This window comes from Gabonia massiliensis, from assembly GCF_001403595.1.
Lineage (GTDB): Bacteria > Bacteroidota > Bacteroidia > Bacteroidales > Coprobacteraceae > Coprobacter > Coprobacter secundus.
Genome location: NZ_LN877939.1, coordinates 726,395 through 751,244, shown reverse-complemented (window position 1 = coordinate 751,244; position 24,850 = coordinate 726,395). Strand labels below are relative to the sequence as shown.

At 34.9% G+C, this 24,850-nt stretch carries 13 protein-coding genes and 1 tRNA gene; 9 read left to right on the top strand and 5 right to left on the bottom strand.

Annotated features, from left to right (window positions below):
• Positions 1-7: 7 nt before the first annotated feature.
• Both BN2628_RS07800 and BN2628_RS07795 read right to left on the bottom strand, forming a co-directional pair.
• Entirely contained in the window at positions 8-364 is a 357-nt protein-coding gene (locus BN2628_RS07800) for a hypothetical protein (protein ID WP_154668424.1), read from the bottom strand.
• A gap of 650 nt (positions 365-1,014) precedes the next feature.
• On the bottom strand, positions 1,015-5,064 hold the full coding sequence (locus BN2628_RS07795) for a two-component regulator propeller domain-containing protein (RefSeq protein WP_055096690.1): 4,050 nt from the start codon (positions 5,062-5,064) through the stop codon (positions 1,015-1,017).
• 525 nt (positions 5,065-5,589) lie between these two features.
• On the opposite strand from BN2628_RS07795, the gene BN2628_RS07790 reads away from it, so the two are divergent.
• The 7 genes from BN2628_RS07790 to BN2628_RS07760 all read left to right on the top strand — a co-directional run bounded on the left by BN2628_RS07790 (position 5,590) and on the right by BN2628_RS07760 (position 19,639).
• On the top strand, positions 5,590-7,134 hold the full coding sequence (locus BN2628_RS07790) for an alpha-N-arabinofuranosidase (RefSeq protein ID WP_055096688.1): 1,545 nt from the start codon (positions 5,590-5,592) through the stop codon (positions 7,132-7,134).
• Between the two features lie 199 nt (positions 7,135-7,333).
• Positions 7,334-10,579, top strand: coding sequence for a SusC/RagA family TonB-linked outer membrane protein (locus tag BN2628_RS07785; protein WP_044227782.1), 3,246 nt, complete (start codon positions 7,334-7,336; stop codon positions 10,577-10,579).
• 14 nt (positions 10,580-10,593) lie between these two features.
• The gene (locus tag BN2628_RS07780; protein ID WP_044227785.1) at positions 10,594-12,480 is read left to right on the top strand and encodes a RagB/SusD family nutrient uptake outer membrane protein; all 1,887 of its coding nucleotides are present in this window, start codon (positions 10,594-10,596) and stop codon (positions 12,478-12,480) included.
• Positions 12,481-12,517: 37 nt separating this feature from the next.
• A complete protein-coding gene (locus BN2628_RS07775) occupies positions 12,518-13,291 on the top strand; it encodes a DUF3823 domain-containing protein (protein WP_052431484.1) in 774 nt (257 codons plus the stop codon).
• A gap of 34 nt (positions 13,292-13,325) precedes the next feature.
• A complete protein-coding gene (locus BN2628_RS07770; protein ID WP_044227789.1) occupies positions 13,326-14,906 on the top strand; it encodes a T9SS type A sorting domain-containing protein in 1,581 nt (526 codons plus the stop codon).
• 162 nt (positions 14,907-15,068) lie between these two features.
• A complete protein-coding gene (locus tag BN2628_RS07765; RefSeq protein WP_154668423.1) occupies positions 15,069-15,731 on the top strand; it encodes a hypothetical protein in 663 nt (220 codons plus the stop codon).
• An 11-nt stretch (positions 15,732-15,742) separates the two neighbouring features.
• A complete protein-coding gene (locus BN2628_RS07760; protein ID WP_055096686.1) occupies positions 15,743-19,639 on the top strand; it encodes a beta-L-arabinofuranosidase domain-containing protein in 3,897 nt (1,298 codons plus the stop codon).
• A 51-nt stretch (positions 19,640-19,690) separates the two neighbouring features.
• On the opposite strand, the gene BN2628_RS07755 is transcribed toward BN2628_RS07760, so the two are convergent.
• Both BN2628_RS07755 and BN2628_RS07750 read right to left on the bottom strand, forming a co-directional pair.
• Entirely contained in the window at positions 19,691-20,734 is a 1,044-nt protein-coding gene (locus tag BN2628_RS07755; RefSeq protein ID WP_055096684.1) for a lysylphosphatidylglycerol synthase transmembrane domain-containing protein, read from the bottom strand.
• A 12-nt stretch (positions 20,735-20,746) separates the two neighbouring features.
• Entirely contained in the window at positions 20,747-21,931 is a 1,185-nt protein-coding gene (locus tag BN2628_RS07750) for a glycosyltransferase (protein WP_044227800.1), read from the bottom strand.
• A gap of 154 nt (positions 21,932-22,085) precedes the next feature.
• On the opposite strand from BN2628_RS07750, the gene BN2628_RS07745 reads away from it, so the two are divergent.
• A complete protein-coding gene (locus BN2628_RS07745) occupies positions 22,086-23,048 on the top strand; it encodes a FimB/Mfa2 family fimbrial subunit (RefSeq protein WP_044228080.1) in 963 nt (320 codons plus the stop codon).
• A 61-nt stretch (positions 23,049-23,109) separates the two neighbouring features.
• Here BN2628_RS07745 and BN2628_RS07740 read toward each other — a convergent pair whose 3' ends face one another.
• Positions 23,110-24,396 (bottom strand): O-acetylhomoserine aminocarboxypropyltransferase/cysteine synthase family protein, encoded by a 1,287-nt coding sequence (locus BN2628_RS07740; protein ID WP_044227803.1) that lies wholly within the window; start codon positions 24,394-24,396, stop codon positions 23,110-23,112.
• Between the two features lie 291 nt (positions 24,397-24,687).
• On the opposite strand from BN2628_RS07740, the gene BN2628_RS07735 reads away from it, so the two are divergent.
• Positions 24,688-24,760: transfer RNA gene (locus BN2628_RS07735), tRNA-Gly, on the top strand.
• Positions 24,761-24,850: the final 90 nt, after the last annotated feature.

The following is a 24,850-nucleotide window of genomic DNA, read 5'->3' as shown; positions in this document are numbered from 1 at the left end:
TTTAGAATTATCGTTTAAAAATAGGTCGGCTGGTTTCGATGGATGTTATTTCCGGATAATTTGCTATAATAACAATTTTATTCAATGGGCAAGAGAAAACGTTTAATGAATCATTGTATGAGGTAATTTGTATACCAGATTTTTCTAAACCGTGCTTATCAAATAGGGGAGTGGTATGTAAATATCCTTTGAAGATATATTCCCCGTTTTGTAATTTTATGTGGTGTTTATTTATAATATCCTTAGACGGGATGTATGAGTCGATATTTTCAAAATGTTTAGTTTCTTTACTTAAATCATTCCATAGCATTTTAAATCTTGCTGAAAAATGTACAGATTCTGGTAAGATAGTTGAGGTGTTCATACATAATTCTGTATTATGACTAATTTCCTTATGTTTTGTTGTATTGCAGGAGATGCAGCAAAGTATTAAATAAATGGTTATGAGAGATATTTTTACCATGAGTATCTTATTTAGAAAGATTAAGAAACTCACAAAGGTATCAATTTGTTTGTAAAAAATTTGAATATTGCTTATTTAAAACATCGATTTGTAGAAAGAGATATACAAAAAATCCTCTTTATATTATCATGCTATTAAATCACAGATGATAATTAAAGAGGATTTAATCTAAAAACACAAAATAAATCTAATTTTTTACTTATGAAAATTAGAACTTTTATAAGCGATTATGTCGTTACTATAGGGAAATAAATTTAGTTTTTAGTCGAAAAAACTTTCCAAACGGAACATTCTTATTTTATTGGCTTGTAAAATAAGTTGTGATCCATCGGTAATATTAATTAGAAAACCAATGGATGTTTGTTGGTCGGTATTTAAGCTAAAAGATGTTGAGACTGTTTTTTAATAGAGGAACGAAACAACGTAAAAGTGATGCTGATTTGATAAAGGTACATCAACAGCAGGAACATTTCTTACAGAAATAATTTTTATAGTATTTGATATCCTTGTACCTTTTGAGGAAAGTGCAAGGATATCAAAACTTAAAGGGTTTATTCATTATTTTTTGTAGGAATATTAACATTTTGGTTTTGTTTTCCGAAATCTTTAGGGAGCACTCCGAATTGTTTCTGGAAACATTTGGCAAAATAAGAAGAGGAGTTGAAGCCGACAATGTAACAAACTTCATTGATACGATATTCGTTGGATAAAATCAATTGTGCAGCTTTTTTTAAACGTTCGAGTTGTATAAATTCGTTTGGTGTCAGCTTTGATATACCTTTTATTTTACGATGTAGACTTGAACGGCTCATGTTCATTTCTTCGGCCAAAGTGTCTATGTTAAAATTTACTTCAGCAATGTTTTTTTGAATGATATCGTTTAGTTTTTCGAGGAAAGTTTCATCTGCTTTGCTTAATGCAATGGTTTTAGATTCTACAAATGGTGACGAAGCAAAAGCTTTCCTGAGTTTTTCTTGATTGTTAAGTAAATTGTGTATACGGACTAATAGATATTCGGTTGAGAATGGTTTTTCTATATAAGCGTCAGCACCTAATTCTATTCCTTCTATCTTTGATTGTAGAGTTGCTTTGGCTGTCAGTAATATTATGGGGATGTGGCTGAAGGTTACATCGGATTTTAATTTCCTGCAAAGTTCGAATCCATCCATTTCTGGCATCATGACATCGCTGATGATTAAATTGACAGCATTGTCTTCCAATATGTTGAGTGCTTCGATTCCATTAGATGCCGTGAGAATCGTATATTGATTTTCCAGTTGTCGGCTGACAAAAGCTTGCATTTCGGGGTCATCTTCCACAACAAGAAGAGTTATTTTAGAATCATTTGATTGATTAAATGATGCAATACGGTGGTTTTCTTGTTCGATATGTGTTTGATTAAGTTGTATTACATTTTCTTGGTGTTTGGGAAGTTCGACACAGAACGTAATGTCTTGTTCTCCATTTTTTAGGTAAAGCTTGCCTTTGTGTAGTTCAGCTAAGGAGCGAGCCAATGGTAATCCGATACCAGTTCCTGCCGCCCTTTGGCCGGTTGCAGTATTTTTTATTTGGACAAAAGGTTTAAATATTTCTTCTTGCATTTCTTTAGGTATATTTATCCCATCGTTGATGACTGTTATTGAAAACATGTCGGATGAGTTTTGGCAAGAAGCCAGTAATATTACTTGTATATGGCTGTTTGCATATTTGACAGCATTGTTAAAAAGATTACTTAGTATTTTAGTTAGAGCTTCTTTATCCACTGGGGCATAAAAATCTTTTTCTGGTAATGATATTTCAAAAGCAAGATTATTTTGTCGTGCTGTTGGTAAAAAACGACTATATGTTTCTCTTATTAGCTCAGATATATTGTTATTGACAAAATTTAGAGCAAATCCTTTAGCTTCTGTTTTCCGGAAGTCCAGTAGTTGATTAGTAAGATTTAGTAGACGTTGTGTATTTTTGTCCATGACATTCAAATCTTCTTTTACATCTTCTCCCACTTTTTCTTTTTTTAAAATATTTTCTAATGGACCTTTTATTAGTGTGAGAGGAGTTCTGATTTCATGGGCTACATTAGTAAAAAATTCGACTTTGGCTCGGTATATTTCTCTCTCTTTTTCTGATTCTAAACGTTCCATTTGTCTTTTTTGTTTATTTAGCATACGAATTTTGAAATATCGTATTGTATATATGACAGAGAGAATAAGTAATACAGAATATATTCCATATGCTAATGGAGAGAGCCAGAATGGGGGATGAATAATTATTTCTATCGTTTTTATGTTTTCATTCCATTCACCTAAGCTGTTTGCTGATTTTACACAAAAAACATATCTGCCGGGTTTTAAGTTGGTATAAGTTGCGATTGGATTGTCGGTGACAGTATACCATTCTTTATCAAATCCTTTGAGTGTGTATGACAAATGATTCATTTTTTGTGCAATATAACTTAATGCAGAAAATCGCAAAGCAAAAGAGTTCTGTTTATGATTCAGTTCAATTTTATCAGAATAGGTTATACTCTTTTCTAACGGTGAATTTTTTTCTCCAACGATAGATTTTTTATTGAACAATAAAAAATCTGTGATAACTACAGGAGGAAAGTTTTCATTTTCAATAAATGTGTCAGGATTGAATGTTATGAACCCATTGATACATCCAAAATATATTTGATTGTTTCGAGTACAAATCCCTGAACTATAATTGAATTGGTTACTTAATAACCCGTTGGCTGTTGTAAATATTTTAAATTGATGATTTTCGGGATTGAAACGGCATAATCCTTCATTGGTCGTCATCCAGAACATACCTTTATGGTCCTCTACGATACGATAGACGACATCATTAGGCAATCCATTAGATGAGTTGTAATTTGTAAATGTTTCATTTTCGGGATTAAACAAAGAAAAACCTCCTCCTTGAGTAGTCACCCATAATCTCTTTTTGCTATCTTCGTATATGCTGATTACTTTATCGTAAGGAAGACTTTTACTATCTTTATTATTTGCACGAAAATTTTTCCATTGCTGATTGCGTGGATTGAATTTGAATAGGCCTTGGGTATAAGATGCAAACCAGAGATTTCCATTATGATCTTCAAGTATATTGTATATAAATACTCCATTAAGTTTTGAAATGCGTATGAAATCATCTGTTTCGCGGTTATATTTATTTAGTCCGGTCATAGTCCCTATGTATATATCTCCTGATGATGTTTTATACATGGAATATATATTATTGTCATTAAGAGTATTTGATGTGTTTCCTTTGACGTAATGTTTCACTATCCGATTATTTTTTAAATCAAGGAGATGTAATCCCCCTGAATAAGTACCTACCCAGAGATAATTTCCGTCAAGACATAAAGCATGTATATTATGATAAAGCTTAGAATCATTGAAGTGTGTAAATTTTCGGGTTACAGGATCGTATTTATTGAGTCCGGCATCTTCAGTTCCTATCCAGATGTATCCTTGGTTATCTTCACAGAACTCTCTTATTGTTTTCCCACTGATACTGTTATATTCAGGTAGTGGATAATATTTTTCAAAGTTTGCGTATTGTGGAGGATAGTAATCTATACCCCCAAAGTAGCTTCCTACCCAAATCCCGTTTTCTTTGTCTTTATAAATCGTATAGATAGCATTATCAGAAAGGGAATAAGGATCGTAACTATTATGTTCGAGGTGTAAATATTTTTGACTTTGGGTATTATATATGAATATACCGCTTTCACTAGCTATCCAAAGTTCATTTTCGGAATATTGCAATATGTTGCGGACAAAAATGTCTTGGGAAATATGGTTTGACGGGAGTAGATTAGTAACAGAGCGTTTGATGATATCTATTTCTTTTAGGCCGCCTTTAGCGGAGCCAACTAATATTCGGTTATGGTCTTCCGGAATGATTTTATAAATGTTATCATCTGAAAAGTGATTTATATTGTCAGCAGATGTAAAAACATTTAGGTTAGAGAAATTATTATTTGTATAATAAAGTCCATTTCCTTGTATACCTATCCATATTGTATTTTCTCTATCTATACAAAAACTATTAATGTTGGTAGGTGAGTCATCTTTATTGACAGATATAGGATGCTGAGTTAATGTCTGATTTTTAAAGTCGAAAAAAAACATCCCTTGAAATTCTACAGCTATCCATAAGTTTCCATTTTTATCAGCTGTTATTTGATTTACGGGTTGGGTTATGTATTCTCCTTTATTACTTTTTATTTTGAGATGGCTGAATGATTCTGTTTCAGGGTGATAAATATAAATTCCAGCATCAGTACCTACCCATATATTCCCAGTATGGTCTTCACACATCGAATTGATGACGTTATTTCCTAAGCCGCAATTTATGTCTTTTGAATTTTTATATTTAAAAGTATGAAAAGAGATACCGTCATATCTATTTAGTCCATCTTTCGTTCCAATCCAAATGAAACCAGTACTGTCTTGTAAAATGCAAAGTACAGAATTTTGGGACAACCCTTGCTCTAACCCGAGATGTTTAAAATAATACTTCCCTAAATGGGCTGCTGGAGTTATTTTATACGTGAATAAAAATAGGAAAAAGATAAGTATGTATTTACGCATAACATGAGTGTTTAAATTCATTTAAAACAAAGTTATCTATTCTGTATTTAATATACAATTCTGTGATAAAATTGTATTGTATTATGACAATATTGTGTTATTTGTATCGTTATATAATCACTTACCTTTGTAGGCGATGATTTTATATGGATGTTGAAATATGTTTGATTAATTAATAATTAAGAAATTTGGTTTTAGAAAAATTATTCTTTTTATCAAAAAACGGATTAGTTATCTGTCTATTGTACTAAAAAGGGAAAAAATATTAAAAAAGAGGAATTTCTATAATGGGAGTTCTTTTTTAAAGCTAGATAGTGAGTTTGACTTATAAATAATGTTTTTATGAAAACACAGATACTTTTAATTTCATTTTTATTATTGTCATCTTTTGTACGAGGAGAGCAGAGAGCCACAATTACNGTCTATTGTACTAAAAAGGTAAAAAATATTAAAAAAGAGGAATTTCTATAATGGGAGTTCTTTTTTAAAGCTAGATAGTGAGTTTGACTTATAAATAATGTTTTTATGAAAACACAGATACTTTTAATTTCATTTTTATTATTGTCATCTTTTGTACGAGGAGAGCAGAGAGCCACAATTACTGTGGATGTTGCACATCCTGGAGCGAAAATTAGTCGACATATCTATGGGCATTTTGCGGAACATTTGGGCCGTTGTATTTATGATGGTTTTTGGATCGATTCGGCTCTTAATGTTGAAAAACATGGTAGGATACGTATGGATATAGTAAAAGCTTTAAAAAAAATAAAAGTGCCTAATCTTCGTTGGCCGGGAGGATGTTATGCTGATGAATATCAGTGGCGTGATGGTATAGGGAATCCTAAAAAACGTCCGGTAACGATAAATAGTAATTGGGGAGGTGTGACAGAAGACAATAGTTTTGGAACACATGAATTTTTGGAATTATGCGAATTGATTGGTTGTGAGCCTTATATTTCAGCAAATATGGGGACTGGTTCTCCTGAAAGTATGAAAGATTGGATAGAATATTTAAATTATGTGGGAAAATCTGCTTTAACTAATGAACGCACGCTTAATGGTCATCCAGAGCCTTATGGTGTGAGTTTTTGGGGAATTGGAAATGAAAGTTGGGGATGTGGAGGAGATATGGTTCCTGAATATTATGTCAATGAATATAGACGCTATCAATGTTATGCCCGTAATTACTCGGGTAATAATTTGAAGAAAATAGCTAGTGGACCGAATATCGATGATTATAAGTGGATGGAAACTTGTATGCAAAAGATTCCTGCGCATATGATGTGGGGTATATCGTTACATTATTATACGATACCTACAGGAGATTGGGGGAAGAAAGGCTCGGCAACGTCTTTTGATGAAAATGAATATTTTGATACTATGAAAAGATGTTTATATATGGAGGAACTGTTAAATAGACATGAAGCTATTATGAATAAATATGATCCGCAAAAGAAGGTTTCTTTAGTTGTAGATGAATGGGGAATCTGGACAGATGTAGAACCCGGAACTAATCCTGGCTTTTTATATCAACAAAATAGTATGAGAGATGCTTTGGTAGCAGGTACGACGTTGAATATTTTTAATAATCATTCAGATAGGGTACGTATGGCCAATCTTGCTCAGGCAATAAATGTGTTGCAATCTTTGGTGCTTACAAATAAAGAGAAAATGCTTTTGACGCCCACTTATTATATATTTGATATGTATAAAGTTCATCAGGATGCTTTGCTATTACCTACAACAATTGATGCCGGTAATTACATAAATGAGAATGAATCTATTCCCTCTTTGAATGTATCGGCGTCGAAAGATGAGAATGGATGTGTGCATGTGTCGATAGTAAATCTGCATTCAACGGAAAAGATACACACGTTGATTGACATGAAAAATGAAAAAAAGAAAGTTGTGTCGGCTAAACTTTTGACATCAAAATTATATAATGATTGTAATACTTTTGAAAATCCTTCAAAAGTGGTTCCTTTATCATATGGAGAGTATAAGGTCACAAAAGAAGGGGTAGAAGTACAATTGCCACCTTTAAGCGTGGTTGTATTGGAGATGAAATAATTTTGTCAAACTTAAAATTGGAAGAATTTTGTTGTTTCTTGGCAAAAAAATACTCTATTCTTTGATGTAAAAGAATTTAATTTGTGACAAGGAAAAACACATGATATAATTAGATACCATGTATATAAATGTATTTAATATATAAATAAAATATCAAAAACAGATTTAATGTAAAAGCTACCTTCATTATTTTATTACTATGAAGCATCTAAAAAAAATAAGTAAACATCTGCTGATTGCCGTATTTTTCTTACAAACAATAAATTTGTTTGCTCAGTCTAAAGTTGTCAGCGGTACAGTGACAGGTCCGGATAGAGAAGCTATTATTGGGGCCTCAGTTATGGTAAAAGGTACGACAGTGGGTACTGTTACCGATATGGACGGTAAATATACTGTTAAGGTGCCGGATGGAAAATCAGTTCTTGTTTTTTCTTACATCGGTCATGAAAAACAAGAGATTAATATTGGTGGAAAATCGATTGTTGACGTTGAATTAAAGTCTGCGTCGCAAGCTCTTGATGAAGTAGTTGTAGTTGGATATGGTACCCAACGGAAAGTTTCGTTAGTCGGATCGGTCGGTTCTGTTAAAAGTGATGATCTTATTCGAACTAAATCATCTACGACAGCTACAGCATTGGTCGGTAAGATCCCTGGTATAACAAATCGTCAGACATCGGGACAACCGGGAGCCAGTACGACATTGCAAATCCGAAATTTAGGAACTCCGTTGTATGTAATTGACGGAGTGATGAAAGATGAGGGGCAATTCAATAATATTGATATTAATGATATAGAGAGTATTTCTATACTAAAAGATGCTTCGGCTGCTATTTATGGTGTGAAGGCAGCGAATGGTGTTGTATTGGTTACTACTAAGCGTGGGAAGTTGAATCAGAAAGTTTCTGTGAATTTGAATGCTTATTATGGCTGGCAGAAATGGACTTACTTTCCTAAAGGTGCGGATGCTTATACTTTGAAACGGGCGAAAGCTGAAGGTGAAATTAATACCACCGGAACAACGTCAATAACTCAAGATGAATTGGATAAATGGAAAGCTGGATATTATAATCCTGCTACAGGGGAAGATTATCGGAGTTTTGATTGGTATGACTATTCTGTACATGCAGCTCCTCAGAGTTATGTAAATGTAAGTTCTTCAGGAGGTAGTGATAAGATTAACTATTATATGTCTTTTAGCAATCTTGATCAAGATGCAGTATTTGAAGATTTTAATTTTAATCGTAAAAATTTTCAATTAAATGCAGATGCCGTTATTAACCGTTCGTTTAAGGTCAGTGCTTCTATGAACGGTCGATTGGAGAAACGAAGTGAACCGGCTACGAATATAAATGATGTGGATAGTAAAATGAACTATCAAACATTGCGATGGGGTTTGTTGATGAATCCTTCGTATGAACGTCCGTACGCTAATGATAATCCTAATTATCCGGCATATAATGAAAATAGTTATTTGTACAATCCGGCTGCTGCAACTAAAGATATTATGGGTGAGCATACCGATATTTGGCGGGTATTTCAAGGCAATTGGGATATTACTTATACGACTCCTGTAAAGGGGCTTTCGGCTAAAGCAACCTATTCTTATTATTATGCAGGACAAACGGGAGAAAAATTTCATAAGGGCTATAATTTATATACTTATGATCGGGAAAACGATGCGTATATCGTAGCTAAAAATACCGATGAAGATAGTTTCTTGACTAAATATTTTAAAGGTGTGCAAGAAAATATGTTTCGGTTTACCATCAATTATGATAATAAGTTTGGAAAACATGCAATTAATGCGGTAGGTGCGGCCGAGGCTACCGAACGGGAAGAAAAGTGGCATTGGACGAGCCTTGCTCCTGTTGATAATAACTATGTTTCTTTATTGAAAGATGTGGGGACTAAAGATGGTACAGGTATAGATGAAACATTCTGGGAAACAGCTACTGTCGGTTTTATTGGTCGTGTCAATTATACTTATGATGACCGTTATATAGTAGAAGCTTCTGGGCGTTACGATGCGTCAAATAAATTCCCTAAAGATAAAAGATGGGGTTTCTTCCCGTCAGTATCGGCAGCATGGCGTATATCAGAAGAGTCGTTCTTCAAGAATTCGAAGATAAGTAATGTCATGTCTAATTTGAAACTGCGTGTTTCTTATGGTGAAATGGGAGATGATGATGGTAATTTACTCGGGATGAATGGTTATGAACAGTATACAGGGCTGACGTATAATTCTAATAATGCGGTGATTACTCCGAATCCCTATAACCCGGACCCGTCATCATCTTATATTAAAGGTACAACATTAAAAAATTTGCCTGTAACCAATATATCATGGATCAATACATCAATTGCCAATATCGGTTTGGATTTGGGATTCTTTAATAATAAACTGTCGGTGGAAGTTGATGCGTTTAAGAGAAGTCGTAACGGATTAGTTGCTCTTCGAGAAGATGTCAGTGCTAAAATGCCTACAGAAATGGGATTGACATTACCATCTGAGAATTTGAATTCCGATATGCATATTGGTATGGATGGTATGGTTAAATGGACAGACCAAGTAGGTGATTTTGCATATTCAGTGGGAGTGAATGCAACATTTGCTCGTCAAAAATATGGTGAAACTTATGGCCAAGCATTTGGTAATTCTTGGGATGAGTATCGGAATAAAACTTATAAACGCTGGTCAGGTATCAACTGGGCTTATGAGGTAGAAGGACGTTTTAAATCACAGGAAGAAATTGATAATTATGATAAAATCATGCAGGTAAGCGGATATGATGGAGTATCTCAATTACAAACGTTATTGCCAGGTGATTTCAAGTATAAGGATTTAAATAATGATGGCGTGATTAATGAATATGATATGCGTCCGATTGGCTATGCTGTAGGTAACAATGGTCAACAACTGTTACCGAATGTTACTTTTGGTGTAAATTTAGCCTGTAGCTGGAGAGGTTTCGACTTAGCTATAGATTTGGCCGGTGGAGGAATGATGTCATATTTTCAGGATTATGAAGTCAAATGGGCTTTCCAAAGCAGTAGCGGGAATGGTAATGTGCCGGCATATTTGATAGATGATTGCTGGCATCGGGTAGATCCGTTTAACCCTAATTCTGAATGGGTAGAAGGTCGTTATCCTGCCGTTCGTACGACGAATCATCATTCCTTAAGTAATGCTTATTGGCAGTCCGATTTTTGGTTGTATAATATGCGCTATATCCGTATAAAAAATTTAGAAATCGGCTATACATTACCAAAAAAATGGTTAGAAAAAGTTTATTTGACAAATTGTCGCGTGTATTTCAATGGTACCAATCTGTTGTCTCTTGATAATCTACATCATTTGGGACTTGACCCAGAAATGGATGAACGGAATGGTATGGGATATCCACCACACAAGGCTTTTACTCTTGGTATCAATGTCAGCTTCTAAAAAATTAATGACTTATGAAAAAAGTAACATTATATATATTTAGTTTGATTCTTTTGTTGGGGGTTACCTCTTGTAATGATTGGTTGACTCGTGAACCAAAAGATACAATGAATGACGAGCAAGTATTCTCGTCAGAGACGACGATAAACAGTTATCTTGCTGGGTTATACCAGCGGTTACCTGATGCAGGGTGTTTTGCTACAGATTTTCAGACATCTTTTGATGAAGGTATGTGGGGTGGCAATGCCATGGGAACAAATACCTTGGTGATGAGCTTCAGTTTTATGCACTATTATGATTATAATTTGATTCGTGATATTAATTATTTTATCGAAACTTTACCTAAAGAAGTTAGTAGCACGGTAGACCAGTCTCATGTAGATTATTATTTGGCAGAAGCACGTTTCATTCGGGCATATGTTTATTTTGAAATGGTCAAACGTATGGGGGGTGTTCCTTTAATCGAGAAGTTGTATACTTATGATAGTAGTATGACTGTAGACGATTTGGTAAATTTCTGTGAACCTCGAACCAGTGAAGCTGCTATGTATGATTATATAGCCAAAGAGATGGATGCTGTTATGAATGTTTTTGACTTAGGTAATGCTAAAGTCTCTACAACTCGCGCTACAAAAGGAGCTTGTTTAGCAATAAAAGCCCGTGCAATGTTGTATGCGGGTTCATTGGCAAAATATAATTCTTCGAGCGATACACCTGTAACTTTGGCAAGTGGTGCAGTTGGTATTCCTGCTTCAAGGGCAAATGAATATTATCAGAAATGTTTGGATGCTTGTGAGGATTTAATGGAGTTGAAGGTAAATGGAGCTCCTATATATGGGTTATATCAGAAAAGTTCAGATTTGACTCAAAATTTTGTTGATTTATTTCTGAAAAAGGATGATAACCCTGAAATTATTTTTGCAAGGGATTATAGTTCTGAAGGAAATACTCATACTTGGACATCCGCTAATATCCCTTATTCTCAGCGTTCTATTGCGACAGGTGGAGCTGAAGTAAATCCGGGGTTGAATCTGGTAGAAGCTTTCGAATTTATTGATAATCGGGATGGTAAATTGAAAACTCGTGTAAATGAGGATGATGCTAATTCTGACTATATTTATTATGATAATATTGGTGATATTTTTAATAATAAAGACCCTCGGATGGCCGCCACTATAATGGTGCCTGGCTCAACTTTTAATAGTAAACAATTAGACATACAAGCTGGATTGGCTATTTGGAATGAAAGTACAGGAAAATATACTTTGAGAGTTGGGGATATTACTGCCAGTGATGCATCGAAAAATTTATATGAAGGTATACAAATCACAGGAAGTGACGGCCCATCGTCGAAAGATTATTATATTACTCATACAGGTTTTTATGTTCGTAAGTTTATGGAAGAGTCTACCGCTGCTGTTGGTGGTTCGTCTACCGCATCTTGGCCCCGTTATCGTTATGCTGAAGTTTTACTTAATGCAGCGGAAGCAGCTTATGAATTGGGACTAACTGATAAAGTATATGACTACTTTAATCAGGTAAGGACTCGTGCAGGACTTAATAAAATAGAAGCTCCAACAATGGAGGATATTCGTCATGAACGTCAGGTAGAGTTCGCTTTTGAATCGCTTCGATATTTTGATGTAAAACGTTGGCGTATAGCGGATAAATTGTATGACGGATTAGCCACGACTGAAACGGCTACTATCAGTTCTTTATTTCCATACAAAGTATATCGTCCGGGCTCTGAGTATCACAATAAATACATATTTGTGAAGTCGTCGAAAGCCCCATTGTTTAATGCTCCTCGCAAATTCTCTGTAGGTAATTATTATTCGGCGTTTACAAATGATGAATTAACTAAAAATCCGAAGTTGGAGAAAAATCCATATCAGAATTAAAATCGGGGTTTAGTATTTACAAAAACAATTTTGAATTATGAAAGTACAATCGATTATAGGTTTAGGAACAATTGCTATTAGCTTATTCTTTTTTAGTGCATGCAGTACCGATAATTACGATGGGCCTGAGACTATGTTTACGGGGCGTTTGTTAGTGGGGAATGAACCGTTGCATATATATGAAAATCCAACTCAGGAAGAGTCTATGTTCCAGCTGTATCAGGATGGTTATGATAAGCATACTGCTATCTATGTACATGTAAATCAGAATGGTGAGTTTAGTGCTCGTTTGTTTAATGGAGAATATAAAATGATACCGGTTAGCCAGAAATATCTTTGGGAATGGACAGGTTGGGAAAATAAAAAAGAGGATGGAAGTCCCGATACTATTCGTTTTACTTTGAAAGGGAATAAGCAAATGGATATACAGGTAACTCCATTTTTTAAATTCAAGAATGTTAGTGCACGTATCGATGGTGAAAATGTGACTGCAGATTTTCAGGTAGAGCAGTTAAACTCTGATTATGAGGTTTCTACTGTATATTTAATGGCAAATGTAAATCGTTATTTTGGAAAATTGTCGGATTTAAGAAAGTCGACGACTAAAGTCAGTTTAGATGAAACAATGAACTTGAGCATCCCTTTGTCGTCTTATTATAGTGATTCTTATTTTAAGAATAATTATCGTAAATACATTTTTGTTCGGTTAGCTATGTTATTGAAAAAGCAATCGGGATATTATCTCTATTCCGATGTCTATCGTGTTGATATACCGGATGAAGTATACCAAAAATTTCGTCCGGGAGAATAATTGATCTATTTATAAATTATAAAATTAAATTATCATGAAAAAAGTAATTTTACCTATTTTAACTGGTGCTTTACTTTCAGTAAATGCTATGGCTCAGCAGACGGCTCCGGAAGTCGCAGATCTGAGTGGTGTTTTAACAGACAACAGTTTTAGCTGGGATTTGACATTTCCTGGTGAACCTGGAGTTAAAGGATGTGTTGGTGATTTTAATGAAGATGGTATAGATGACTTTATTTTGACTGGTCTATATTCTGAAGGGGAAACTACAAAAAGTTTTTTAAGAGTATATTTATGTCAGTCTGCAGGAGATCCTGTTTTAGCTTATAGTAATTTGGAATTTACTAAAGGCGGGAATGGTGCAATCGACTGCTACAAAAAAGCTGACGGTTCATGGATAGTTGCTATTCAGGGAGGAAATTCAGGTAACTGGACTAACCCGTTTACAGCTGCTACCTATAAATTGACAGTTGAGGGGACAACTGCAAATATGGAATTGGTAAATGACCTTGATTTTGGAGCAGGTCGGGGAGCTATTTTACTGTTCGATGCTGACGGTGATGGTAATCCTGATATTTTTCAAAATGGTTGGGTCGGCAATCAAGATTGGACAGATCAGGCCAATTTATATCTGAATGATGGGGACGACTGGTTTATGTTACAGGATGAAAGCGGTATTGTAAAGGCTTCTAATCTCTTTACTACAAAAGCCGATATTAATGGTGATGGTAAGATGGACTTAGCTTTTGCTACTCAAGGAACAGATGGAGTTGCTTACGTATATCTGAATAATGGAGACGGGACTTTCCGTGAAATACAAGTAGCCAAATATGATCAGGATGCTGTGGGTGGAACTATTCACTCTGAGGATGATAATCATCAGTTGTTATTAATTGATTTTAATAATGATGGTAAGTTAGATATTGTACTTAATCATGTGTTGGAAACAGAACCTTGGTCATATATGATGCGTCTTTTCCAGAATAATGGAGATGATACATTTACCGAAATTCAGAATACGAATGGAAAGGGAGAGACTGTTTCATTTGTAGGTGGACAACGTCCTGATTATGCTGTGGGAGATTTCAATGGAGATGGCAATATGGACTTTATTATGGGTGCAGAAAATAATGTTAGTTCTGGGTCTACTTGGGGTTGTTATACATATATTTTCTATGGTAACGGAAAAGGAGGTTTTGACCAAAAAGATATTACTGCTACAGGATTGAATGCGATGTGCAGACGTGGAAACTTTGGACGTTATTTGACAGGAGATTTTAATGGGGATGGTAAAACTGATGTTATCACTGCCGGTACAAATTATTATGCTAAAAATCCAGGTGTACAGTTATTCTTAAATGTATCTGAAGGTACAGGTACAGGAGTAGAGAATACATTAGCAAATGATAAAGTATCTGTGTGTGTGGCTGGAAATCAAATAACAGTAATAGGTGCAGCTAATGGCTCTTGTGCTGTGTATAGCATTGGTGGGCAGAAAATTGCAGAGAATATGCTTGTTTCAAATATGGAGAATTTCTCTATAGATGCTCAAGGTATTTATATTTTGAAAGTAACTACTGCAGACGGTGTTAAGACACAGAAAGTGATAATTAAATAAGCACATTATTACATTTATTCTCCAAATTAGATAAGAGGGGGAGGGGATGCTGTCCCTTTTCCCCTTTATTCATTTGAGATAATCATCTTATATACCATAGTTTATTCCCATTTTCATCTAATATACGTGTAAGGTAATTAATTATTTAATAAAATGATATTTATGAAAACACGAATTATAATTATTTTCCTATTGACATATTGTAGTGTATTTGTCAGTGCACAAACCCTTCGGAAAAATGGTTTTCTTTTTCCAGATTTTCGTAAAGGAGAAATTTTGTTTAAAAATGGAGGAATGAATCAAGCTTTACTGAATTATAATACAATAGATCAACAAATGTTTTTTGTACAAGATGGGAAAGCATTGATTATAGGCCAACCGGATATGATTCGTTCTATAATGATTGATAGTTTGAAGTTTGTTCCGATTAAAGGAGATATGTTTTATCAGGTTATTATGACCGAATCTTCACCTATTTATGTATGTAGACGATCAACATTGGTTTCCCAGGGGAAAAATACGGCATATGGAGGTAAATCGGGAACAACAGCAATTACTAATGTTTCGGGAATTTATACTTCGGGGATGTCAACCGATTTATCGGTTGGGAATGAGATGGATGCGAAGGCCGATGATCAATATTTTATTTGGCGTAACGATGAGTATATAAATGTATCTACCCGAAAACAAATAGAAAGAGCTTTTCGTAAATATAAATCTGATATAGAAGCCTATATACAGGAACATAATCCTGACTTGGAACGGGATAGAGATATAGTAGATTTGCTTAAATTTTGTATTAATAAAGCCGAATTGGTGAAATAATAAGAAATCGGATGAAAAAAAATATAATAGTAATTTTGATAGCAGGAGGAGTAGGTTTTTCTCTGTCGGCGCAGCGGATATGTGATCCATTGTTCACTGAATATCCTAATTCTGGTATTAATATGGAGGCTTTGCAAGCAAATCCTGTGAATGGTGCTGCTTATGTAGGGGATTTTAATGAAGACGGTTTATCTGACATATTAATAATGGGGCCGAATTATGAAGAAGATTCTCGCAATTATATTACATTATTGGCAAATAATGAAGGAAAGTCTTTTACCCGAAATGTATTATCTATGAGTGGAGTATCTTCGGGATTGGCGAATGGAAGTATTACTGCAACTCGTGTGGATTCGAAGAAATATTTAGTTGCATTGCAAGGTGGAACGACTTCTCCGGCAACAGCATCTAATTCAAAAGCAATGGTTGGATTGCTGCAATATGTAACTTCTTCTCGAGTGAAATTTACTAAATTGCAGGAGCTTGATTATGGTCTATATAAAGGGGATATTCTATTTATTGATTTAAATAAAGATGGAGCTCCGGATATTGTTCAGTTTGGTGGGGGTAAAAAGGTTTATGCCTATTTGAATGATGGAAATAATACTTTTACTTTGTCTACGGAAGTTGCAGGATTGAAAGGAACGGTAGATGGCAAAGCCGTGGTATGTGATGTGAATAACGATGGTATAGATGATATTTTGTCTGTCGATCAACAGAATGGTTTGATGGTATATCTCAATAGTGGTAATAATAGCTTTACGGCCACGAAGGTTTCTTCTCGATATTCATTTAAGCGTTCCCCCAGAATAGCAACAGGTGATTTTGATAAAGATGGCAATGTGGATATTGTTGCTTTCGATACGGATGGTATGACAGGAAAGAATTCTGTTGCATTTTTTTATGGAAAGGGTGATGGTGAGTTTGAAGAAACCTCTGAAAATAAATTTGAAGGAGTTGATGCCGCAGCTGTTGCTGTAGCGGATTTTAATAATGATGGGAATTTGGATGTATTGTATTCCGGTTGTAATTATAAAGTAAATAGTGAAGATGAGAAAGGAGATTATACAGCAAAGGCTTATATTTTGCTGGGAGATGGAAATCGTAATTTTGCATCTCAAGTAAAATCTACCCCTAAAGGCTATAATCCTGATATATTTACACTATCACCTATTTTGAAAGGATGTTATTTGACTGGGAATTTTGATGGTGATGGAAAACCTGATATTTTAGCTCTTGGTACTTTAGGAAATACTATTGCGGGGAAGACGACTCGACAAGCTGATCTTTTCTATTCATCTGCTTCTGCTGATTTTGGTACGCCAATAGAAGATGTGATACCTAATAAATGGACCTCGTTTCCTTATTCTCAAGTACGATTGACAGATAGCCGGGTAAAACAAGCTATGGATAAAGAGATGGCCTACCTTAGATCTTTGGAGGTAAATCGTCTTTTTGCTAATACATTAAAATACAATAAGGGAGATAATTCATATCAATGTTATGGCGGCTGGGAAGAGGGTGGTTATGGGAATTCATTCGCTCATTACCTTTCGGCTGTTTCTATGGCTTATGCAGCTACTGGTGATACAGAGATGTTGGAACGGGCTAATCAATGTGTAGATATTATGGCTGATTGTCAGGATGTAATGGGAGATGGTTTGTTTTCGTTTGCAGATGGTACCACCTGGAGTTTTGATAAAGTAGCGAAAGCTAAAAATGTAGAGCTTGGAAAGTGGGATGAGAATGGTCATCCGTGGGATATGAATGGTCAAGGTATTTTTCTTTATGGACATCATAAAGTATTTGCTTGCTTAAGAGATGCTTATATATATACAGGAAATGAAAAAGCGAGAATTTCTTTTCTGAAATTATGTGATTGGGTATTAGGTTGGATTCAAAATTTTGATGAAACCAATATGCAAAAGATATTGGAAACAGAACACGGAGGTATGGTTGAGGTTTTGACCGATGCATACACTTTAAGTGGAAAGCAAAAATATTTAGATGGAGCTACTCGTTTTCTGAGAAAAAATTTTCTTGATGCTATGAGTAATAATCGAGATGATTTATCGGGTCGTCATTCTAATTTCCATATACCGATGGCTTTAGGATCAGCAGTGTATTATCGTATGACAGGAAATGAGACTAACCGACTGACTGCTCATAATTTTTTCCATATTGTACATGATCACCATACCCTTTGTAATGGAGGTAATGGTAATAATGAAAGGTTTGGTACCCCTAACCTGTTGTCTTATCGTTTGGGAATGCGGGGACCAGAAACCTGCAGCAGTTACAATATGTTGAAATTGGCCAAAGAATTATTTTGTCAAGAGGGGAGTGCAGACTATATGGATTATTATGAAAGAACCTTATATAATCATATTTTGGCAACTTTATCGACACACAGTGATGCAGGAGTCTGTTATTATACCAGTTTGAAAGCTGGAACATTCCGTATGTATGATAATCTTTATAATAGTTTTTGGTGTTGTGTTGGTACAGGAATGGAAAGCCATGTAAAGTATGTAGATGCGATTTATTTTCATAAAGATGATGAGCTGATGGTAAATCTATACATTCCATCTACTCTTTCTTGGAAAGAAAAAGGCTTGAAATTATCGATGGAGACCACATTTCCTGAATCAGATATAATAAAATTGAAAGTAACAGAAAACGAATCTTTTAATGGAAAGTTGTCTTTCCGTTATCCGTCGTGGGCTGAAGAAGGGAGTTTACAGATAAAAGTAAATGGTTCGCAGCAGAAAGTTTTAGCAAAGCCTGGACAATTAGCATCTATCGATGGCAGTTGGAGTGCTGGTACAGAAATAGAAATAACTTTACCTTGTCGTCTTCGTTTAGAAGATATTCCTGATGATGTAAATGTTTCTGCATTGTTTTATGGACCTGTACTATTGGCCGGAGATATGGGAGAAGTGGGGCAATTGGATGTTGGAGGATCTGTTCCCTCTGAAACGATTGCTAATCCTGCACCGGAGGCCTATTTTTTAGATTTAAAAGCATCTCGTTCTCAGTTGGATAAATGGATTGAACGGGGAGAAGGATTGACTTTTACAACAAAAGGTTTAGCTCATAATTATACTTTGCAACCTTTTTATGATATTCATCATCGACGCTATTCGGTATATTGGAAAGTAGGAGATGATGTAGATATAGAAAAAAGTAGAGAATTGGTTCCTGACTATGTACTGACTGGAGTTACAGAGAGTGAAATGGAACATAATGTGACTTCGTCGGGTTCGAATACGGGTACTGCTGATTTTTCTTTTTGGGGACCGACCTATAATCGCTTTCGGGATGCTTCAGCTGCTGGTTTTATTTCCTATACATTGAACTTGTTGCCCGAAGAATTACCTCAAGACAAACAATATTATTTGCAATTGACTTATTTTGGAGATGAGCCTGATGGTTATGGCAATTTTAAAATCTATGTAGATGGGACAGAGATAGCTTCTGTTGGCAGCATTACTCGCTTAGCACGACTTGACTTTGCACAGCGATATTATCCGATACCTCGTAATTGTACAGATGGAAAACAAAAGATAACGGTGAAATTTAGTGATGGAAGATTGTCATTGTATGGTGTAAAATTAACAACGACAGATAATTTAGTGGAAGCAAAAAAGGATGGAGAAAATACTCCATCTGCGATATTTTCAGAAAAAATAGCTGATTCAAAATCTATTTGGTATAATAATGGGACATTACATATAGTTGCAGATTCTGATTCTACAGTTCGATTGTTTAATTCCCATGGTCAGATTATTTGGATGAATAATAACCAGAAAGGTCATACTGCTCATTCGCTGGATTTACCGAAGGGAACATATGTCGTTCAGTGTAATTTATCTAAAGAAATAATTCGAAAGAAGATTATTATTTAGGAATATAAGGAAAAATGTAAGAAAGGTGAGTATTGAAAGTATTCACCTTTTTTATTTAATAGCTGAGTCTTTATCAATTTTTGATGTGCTTTTGAGCCATCCGAGAACGATAATTGTTCCTAAAAGAAGATACATATAATAAGTGATAATACGCCAGATAAAAGCAACAACAAGCGCCATGCCTGTTACTGTAAAGAAGTCAGAGTAGTATTCTTTAAACATGAATTCGCTTAGTCCGCTACCTCCAGGAGTAGGGCTGATGCCCATGAGTATCCATAAAACAAATTGCCGAGCAAAAGCTAAAAAGTAATTGCCGGAAGAGTTAAATGCCAATAATAGTGCAACTACTACCAAGTATCTGGATACCCATGAAAATATGGTCAGAATAAATGCTTTATTCCAAAAAGAGATGGGGCGTTTACTGATTTCATGAGAACTGTTTTCTAAATTATCGGCCAAATTGTATATAGGGATACACCATTTTTTTAGGAATCTTAGAGAGAATAATTTTCGAAGAAGATTGCCTATCCAGTGGGGTTTATGAAAAAGAGCTATATATAACATTAAGGTCCATAAGGCGATGGCTGAGTAGATAATGAAAAATAGAATTTTAGCACTTGAAGTAATAATAGTGGTATTACTGAAAAGAATATTGAAGGGGAATAAAAGCAATATTAATAAAGTAGCAATAACTAAGAATAATTCATCAAGAAAGAGGCAAGTTATCATAAGGGCTGTACTCCTTCCTGCTTCGATCCCTTCTCGGTTCAGAAACCATACAATTAAGCTGCTGCCCCCGACGGAAGATGGAGTAACAGCTGACGTAAACTCACATAATACATTTACATTAAATGCTTGTTTCCAACTAAGTTGTTTATCTGTAATATATCTATATCTCCATATTAATCCTACGTCACGGCTAAACATGAAAAATATTGCCAGAAGGATATAAAATGCAGTTTGCCATGTAAATTTAATGTCTTTTAATAAAGCTGGATTAAATTCACGATAAAACATTATAGTGATGACTGATAATCCGATAATGACAGGTAAAAGGATATATCCAGTGTTATATTTTTTTATTTTGTTTGACACTATTTGGGTTATTTATGCTCTGTTCAAATCGAAAGTTGATAACGTCGTTTTAGTATAGTATCTATGTATTATATTTTGATATCGATCGGCTACTTCTTCTACAACATCTTCCCATGATCGGGCAATGGTGTGTGATGCCTGTTGTCCTACTTGATACATAATTGGGGGCTTTTGTATAATATCTATTATTTTATATGCAAATTCTTTTGGACTGTTTTTCGCAAGGAATCCATTTATAGAATCGTTTATAATTTCAGCAGATGTTGCATCCTGTATCAATAAAGAAGGTGTGTGAAGAGCAGCTGCTTCTCGAACTACGAGAGGAGCGTTGTCATATAATGATGGAAAGAGGAAAAGGTCGGCTGCTGCGTAATAATGACTCAATTGCTCTCTGTCAGTAATTGTTCCTAAGAATGTTATTTTGTGAGACAACCCTAAATCCACAACTTTCGATTGTATTTCTTTCTGAGCATACCCCGAACCGATGAAAAACATTCGGAATGGATATTCTCTGATTAGATTGAGAGATTGAATCAAAAAAATCAGATTTTTTTCTAAGATATGCTGGCCAACAAAGAGAAACATAAATTCGTTTTCTTTTATTCCCAATGAATGTCTCATGGTTAGTCTCTTTTTATTTATATCTTGTATATCAGAGAAATCGTTACCATTGTCGACAATTTCTACTTTTCCTTTGTATCCGTATTCGCGTAGAGTTTCTTCTACAGCAGCTTGGGGTATCCACACTTCATCAGCTGATTCATAAAAGTCAATAACATTTTTAAGTAGCCAATTAACTAAAGATTTATTTTTGATGACTCTTTCAAAGTCGGCTTTATATTTGGAGTGAAAAGTTGCAACTATAGGTATTTTCTTATTTTTAGCTATCCGCATGGCTAAGTTCCCTGAAGAAAAAGGACAATGGGCATGGACTAATGAGAATGAAAGCCGATGTATACGATTATGGAAAGGAAAGTCAATTCGGGGAAATCCTAATCTATAAGGCTTTCTCATGGGGATAGGAATAGAAGAGTATCTGAATATAGGATAACTTTCTCTGTTGGTTATTCCTGGAGATTTTGGGGTTACAACGCAAACGCTTCCTGTTTTCTTTTGTAACCAGTACGCATAGTTTTGTACGGTCAGAGAAACTCCATCCATGATAGGAGGAAAACAATCATTGAATAGTCCGATCATTTGTTTATATATAAATAATGTTGTATTGAATAAACAGTTGGGTATTACAATTGTTTAACATGTATGGGACAATTTTGAGAATGTACTAAAAAAAGTAATAGTAAAAACTTTATTAATTAATGAGATGTTTAATAAATATATAAAAATATGCAATATGAGAAAGTTTTTAGGATTTTGGTTATTGACGATAATATTTGTATCTTGTATCGATGATGAACATTACTCTCCTGCTGCTTCTGAAGAGAAAGATTTAGTAACACCGGAGTTAAGTGCCAGAATGGCTTCAAGTAGTATAGCTTTTACAGGGCTTTTAGAAGTATATCCTTGTTTACAGAATACATCTACGTATTATGGAAATTATAGGAGCGGACGGCAAGTAGTTATTAATGGAACATATATTATTTCTGATGGAGAGGTAAAACCAGAGATGGGGTTGCCTGTTATTTTACCTATTGGAACTTATAATATATTATATTGGGGAAAAGTCCAGTCTTCTGAACCGACGTATAATAATGTAGCAGCTTCAGATGCGCCGCTTTCTATAGGGAGTAATTTATCGCAACAATATATAGGTTTGTGGAAGCCCTCTCTTGATACCTTGTATTATCCGATTTATGATTATGTATATGCTGTAAATCCGGTGGAGATAGGAAATGAGCGTTTATCCGCTTCATTACAAAGAAAGGTCGCTGGAGTAAAGATTATTTTGACAAATAAAGATGGGAAACCTTTTGATGATGATATAATAAAGGATGTGACAGTTCACGTTGGAGGAATTTCAGAGAAAATGAATTTTTATACTGCAGAGCCGGTAAATCCGACAAAAACAGTGGGTATAAATCTTTCTTTGTCATCGGACAAAATGCAATACAGTAATGCTACGGCAATGTTGTTGCCATCTTCTGACTCTCCATTATTGCAGATATTTATTACTTTAAAAAATGGGGCAGTAAAGATATTTAAGCAAAATTTGTCGAAAGCATTTATTGCTAATGAAAAATTGACCTTAAGTCTGTCTTTGAATGAGATTTTTTCAGAAGAAAGTTCTTCTGGAGGATTCGACGTAGATCAATGGGATGAAAATCATGAGACAATAGATTTACCTCCAATTAATTAAAACAAATATGGCGAATAAAATTTTATTCGCCATATTTGTTTTGTAAAGGTTGATTTGATGATTATATAGCTTTATCTAAAGCTTGTTTTATGTCGGCAATAATATCATCAGCATTCTCGATACCTACAGAAAAGCGAATTAAATCTGGTGCTACTCCAGCTTCGATTAATTGTTTATCAGAGAGTTGCCGGTGAGTATGGCTGGCTGGATGTAGAACTGATGTACGGGCATCAGCGACATGAGTTACGATAGATGCTAATTTTAAGTTATCCATAAAACGGATTGCAATGTCTCGTCCTCCTTTTAATCCAAATGATATGACTCCACATGAACCGTTAGGCATATATTTTTTTGCAAGGGTATAATATTTATTATTTTCTAATCCACAGTAGTTTACCCAGGCTACTTTAGGATTCGATTGTAAATATTCTGCTACTTTTTGAGCATTTTCGCAATGACGTGGCATTCTGAGATGAAGAGTCTCAAGTCCTAAATTTAAGAGAAATGCGTTTTGTGGAGATTGAGAAGAGCCAAGATCTCGCATGACTTGAGCTGTTGCTTTGGTAATAAAGGCTAATTTCCCAAATTTTTTTGTATATGTAAGGCCATGGTAAGAATCGTCAGGTTCTGTAAGACCAGGAAATTTGCTGGCATGGGCATTCCAGTCAAAGTTGCCGCTGTCTACTATGGCACCTCCTACAGATGTGGCATGGCCATCCATATATTTAGTTGTCGAGTGAGTGACAATATCTGCCCCCCATTCAAATGGGCGACAATTAATAGGGGTTGCAAATGTATTGTCTACGATAAGGGGAACTCCATGATTATGAGCTATACGGGCAAATTTTTCGATATCAAGGACAGTAAGACCGGGATTGGAAATTGTCTCTCCGAATAATACTTTTGTGTTGGGTTTGAAAGCGGCAGATATTTCTTCTTCAGAAGCATCTGGATCAATAAAGGTGACCTCAATACCGAGCTTTTTCATTGTTACGCCAAATAAATTGAAAGTACCGCCATAAATGGTAGAAGAACTTATAAAGTGGTCACCAGCCGAACATATATTGAAAATAGCATAAAAATTAGCAGCCTGTCCCGAAGAAGTGAGCATCCCGGCAACCCCACCTTCAAGTGCTGCTATTTTAGCTGCAACAGCATCGCATGTAGGATTTTGGAGGCGAGTGTAAAAATAACCGTTATCCTCTAAATCAAATAAGCGGGCCATTTGTTCGCTTGTTTCGTATTTGAACGTTGTACTTTGATAGATAGGTAAAACACGAGGCTCTCCTTTTTGTGGATTCCAACCTCCTTGAATACAGATGGTTTCAGGATGAAATTTATTTTCCATATTTTATTTAATGTTTATTATGTCGTTTTTTCTGAAAATATTGATTTGAAAATACAAATGTAGTGAAATTTAAGGTAAAAGATAGTTTTTATGTTTTTGTAAATTGGAAAATAGGGATAGTACATTAAATGAAAGGGCAATAAGATTTGGTTGAAAGGCTATTGGGGTTATTGAATAATTTACTTGCAGCAATATTTCTGTAAAATTTAAACGACTTCTTATTGCAGAAAAAATTTTTATAATTATCTTTGTCCTATCATTTGGTAATGTTCTACCATTAGATGGTATCATGCGGTAGTAGCTCAGTTGGTAGAGCATCAGCTTCCCAAGCTGAGGGTCACGAGTTCGAGTCTCGCTTACCGCTCCTGAAAATCAGTTATTTACAAATTGCGTAAATAACTGATTTTTTGTTTTTATGGAGTATTGGGGACATTTGTTTAAATCTGAAAACTCG

Coding starts and splice junctions, on each gene's coding strand:
- BN2628_RS07800 (WP_154668424.1), bottom strand. CDS start 364: ATGAACACCTCAACTATCTTACCAGAATCTGTACATTTTTCAGCAAGA.
- BN2628_RS07795 (WP_055096690.1), bottom strand. CDS start 5,064: ATGCGTAAATACATACTTATCTTTTTCCTATTTTTATTCACGTATAAA.
- BN2628_RS07790 (WP_055096688.1), top strand. CDS start 5,590: ATGAAAACACAGATACTTTTAATTTCATTTTTATTATTGTCATCTTTT.
- BN2628_RS07785 (WP_044227782.1), top strand. CDS start 7,334: ATGAAGCATCTAAAAAAAATAAGTAAACATCTGCTGATTGCCGTATTT.
- BN2628_RS07780 (WP_044227785.1), top strand. CDS start 10,594: ATGAAAAAAGTAACATTATATATATTTAGTTTGATTCTTTTGTTGGGG.
- BN2628_RS07775 (WP_052431484.1), top strand. CDS start 12,518: ATGAAAGTACAATCGATTATAGGTTTAGGAACAATTGCTATTAGCTTA.
- BN2628_RS07770 (WP_044227789.1), top strand. CDS start 13,326: ATGAAAAAAGTAATTTTACCTATTTTAACTGGTGCTTTACTTTCAGTA.
- BN2628_RS07765 (WP_154668423.1), top strand. CDS start 15,069: ATGAAAACACGAATTATAATTATTTTCCTATTGACATATTGTAGTGTA.
- BN2628_RS07760 (WP_055096686.1), top strand. CDS start 15,743: ATGAAAAAAAATATAATAGTAATTTTGATAGCAGGAGGAGTAGGTTTT.
- BN2628_RS07750 (WP_044227800.1), bottom strand. CDS start 21,931: ATGATCGGACTATTCAATGATTGTTTTCCTCCTATCATGGATGGAGTT.
- BN2628_RS07745 (WP_044228080.1), top strand. CDS start 22,086: ATGAGAAAGTTTTTAGGATTTTGGTTATTGACGATAATATTTGTATCT.
- BN2628_RS07740 (WP_044227803.1), bottom strand. CDS start 24,396: ATGGAAAATAAATTTCATCCTGAAACCATCTGTATTCAAGGAGGTTGG.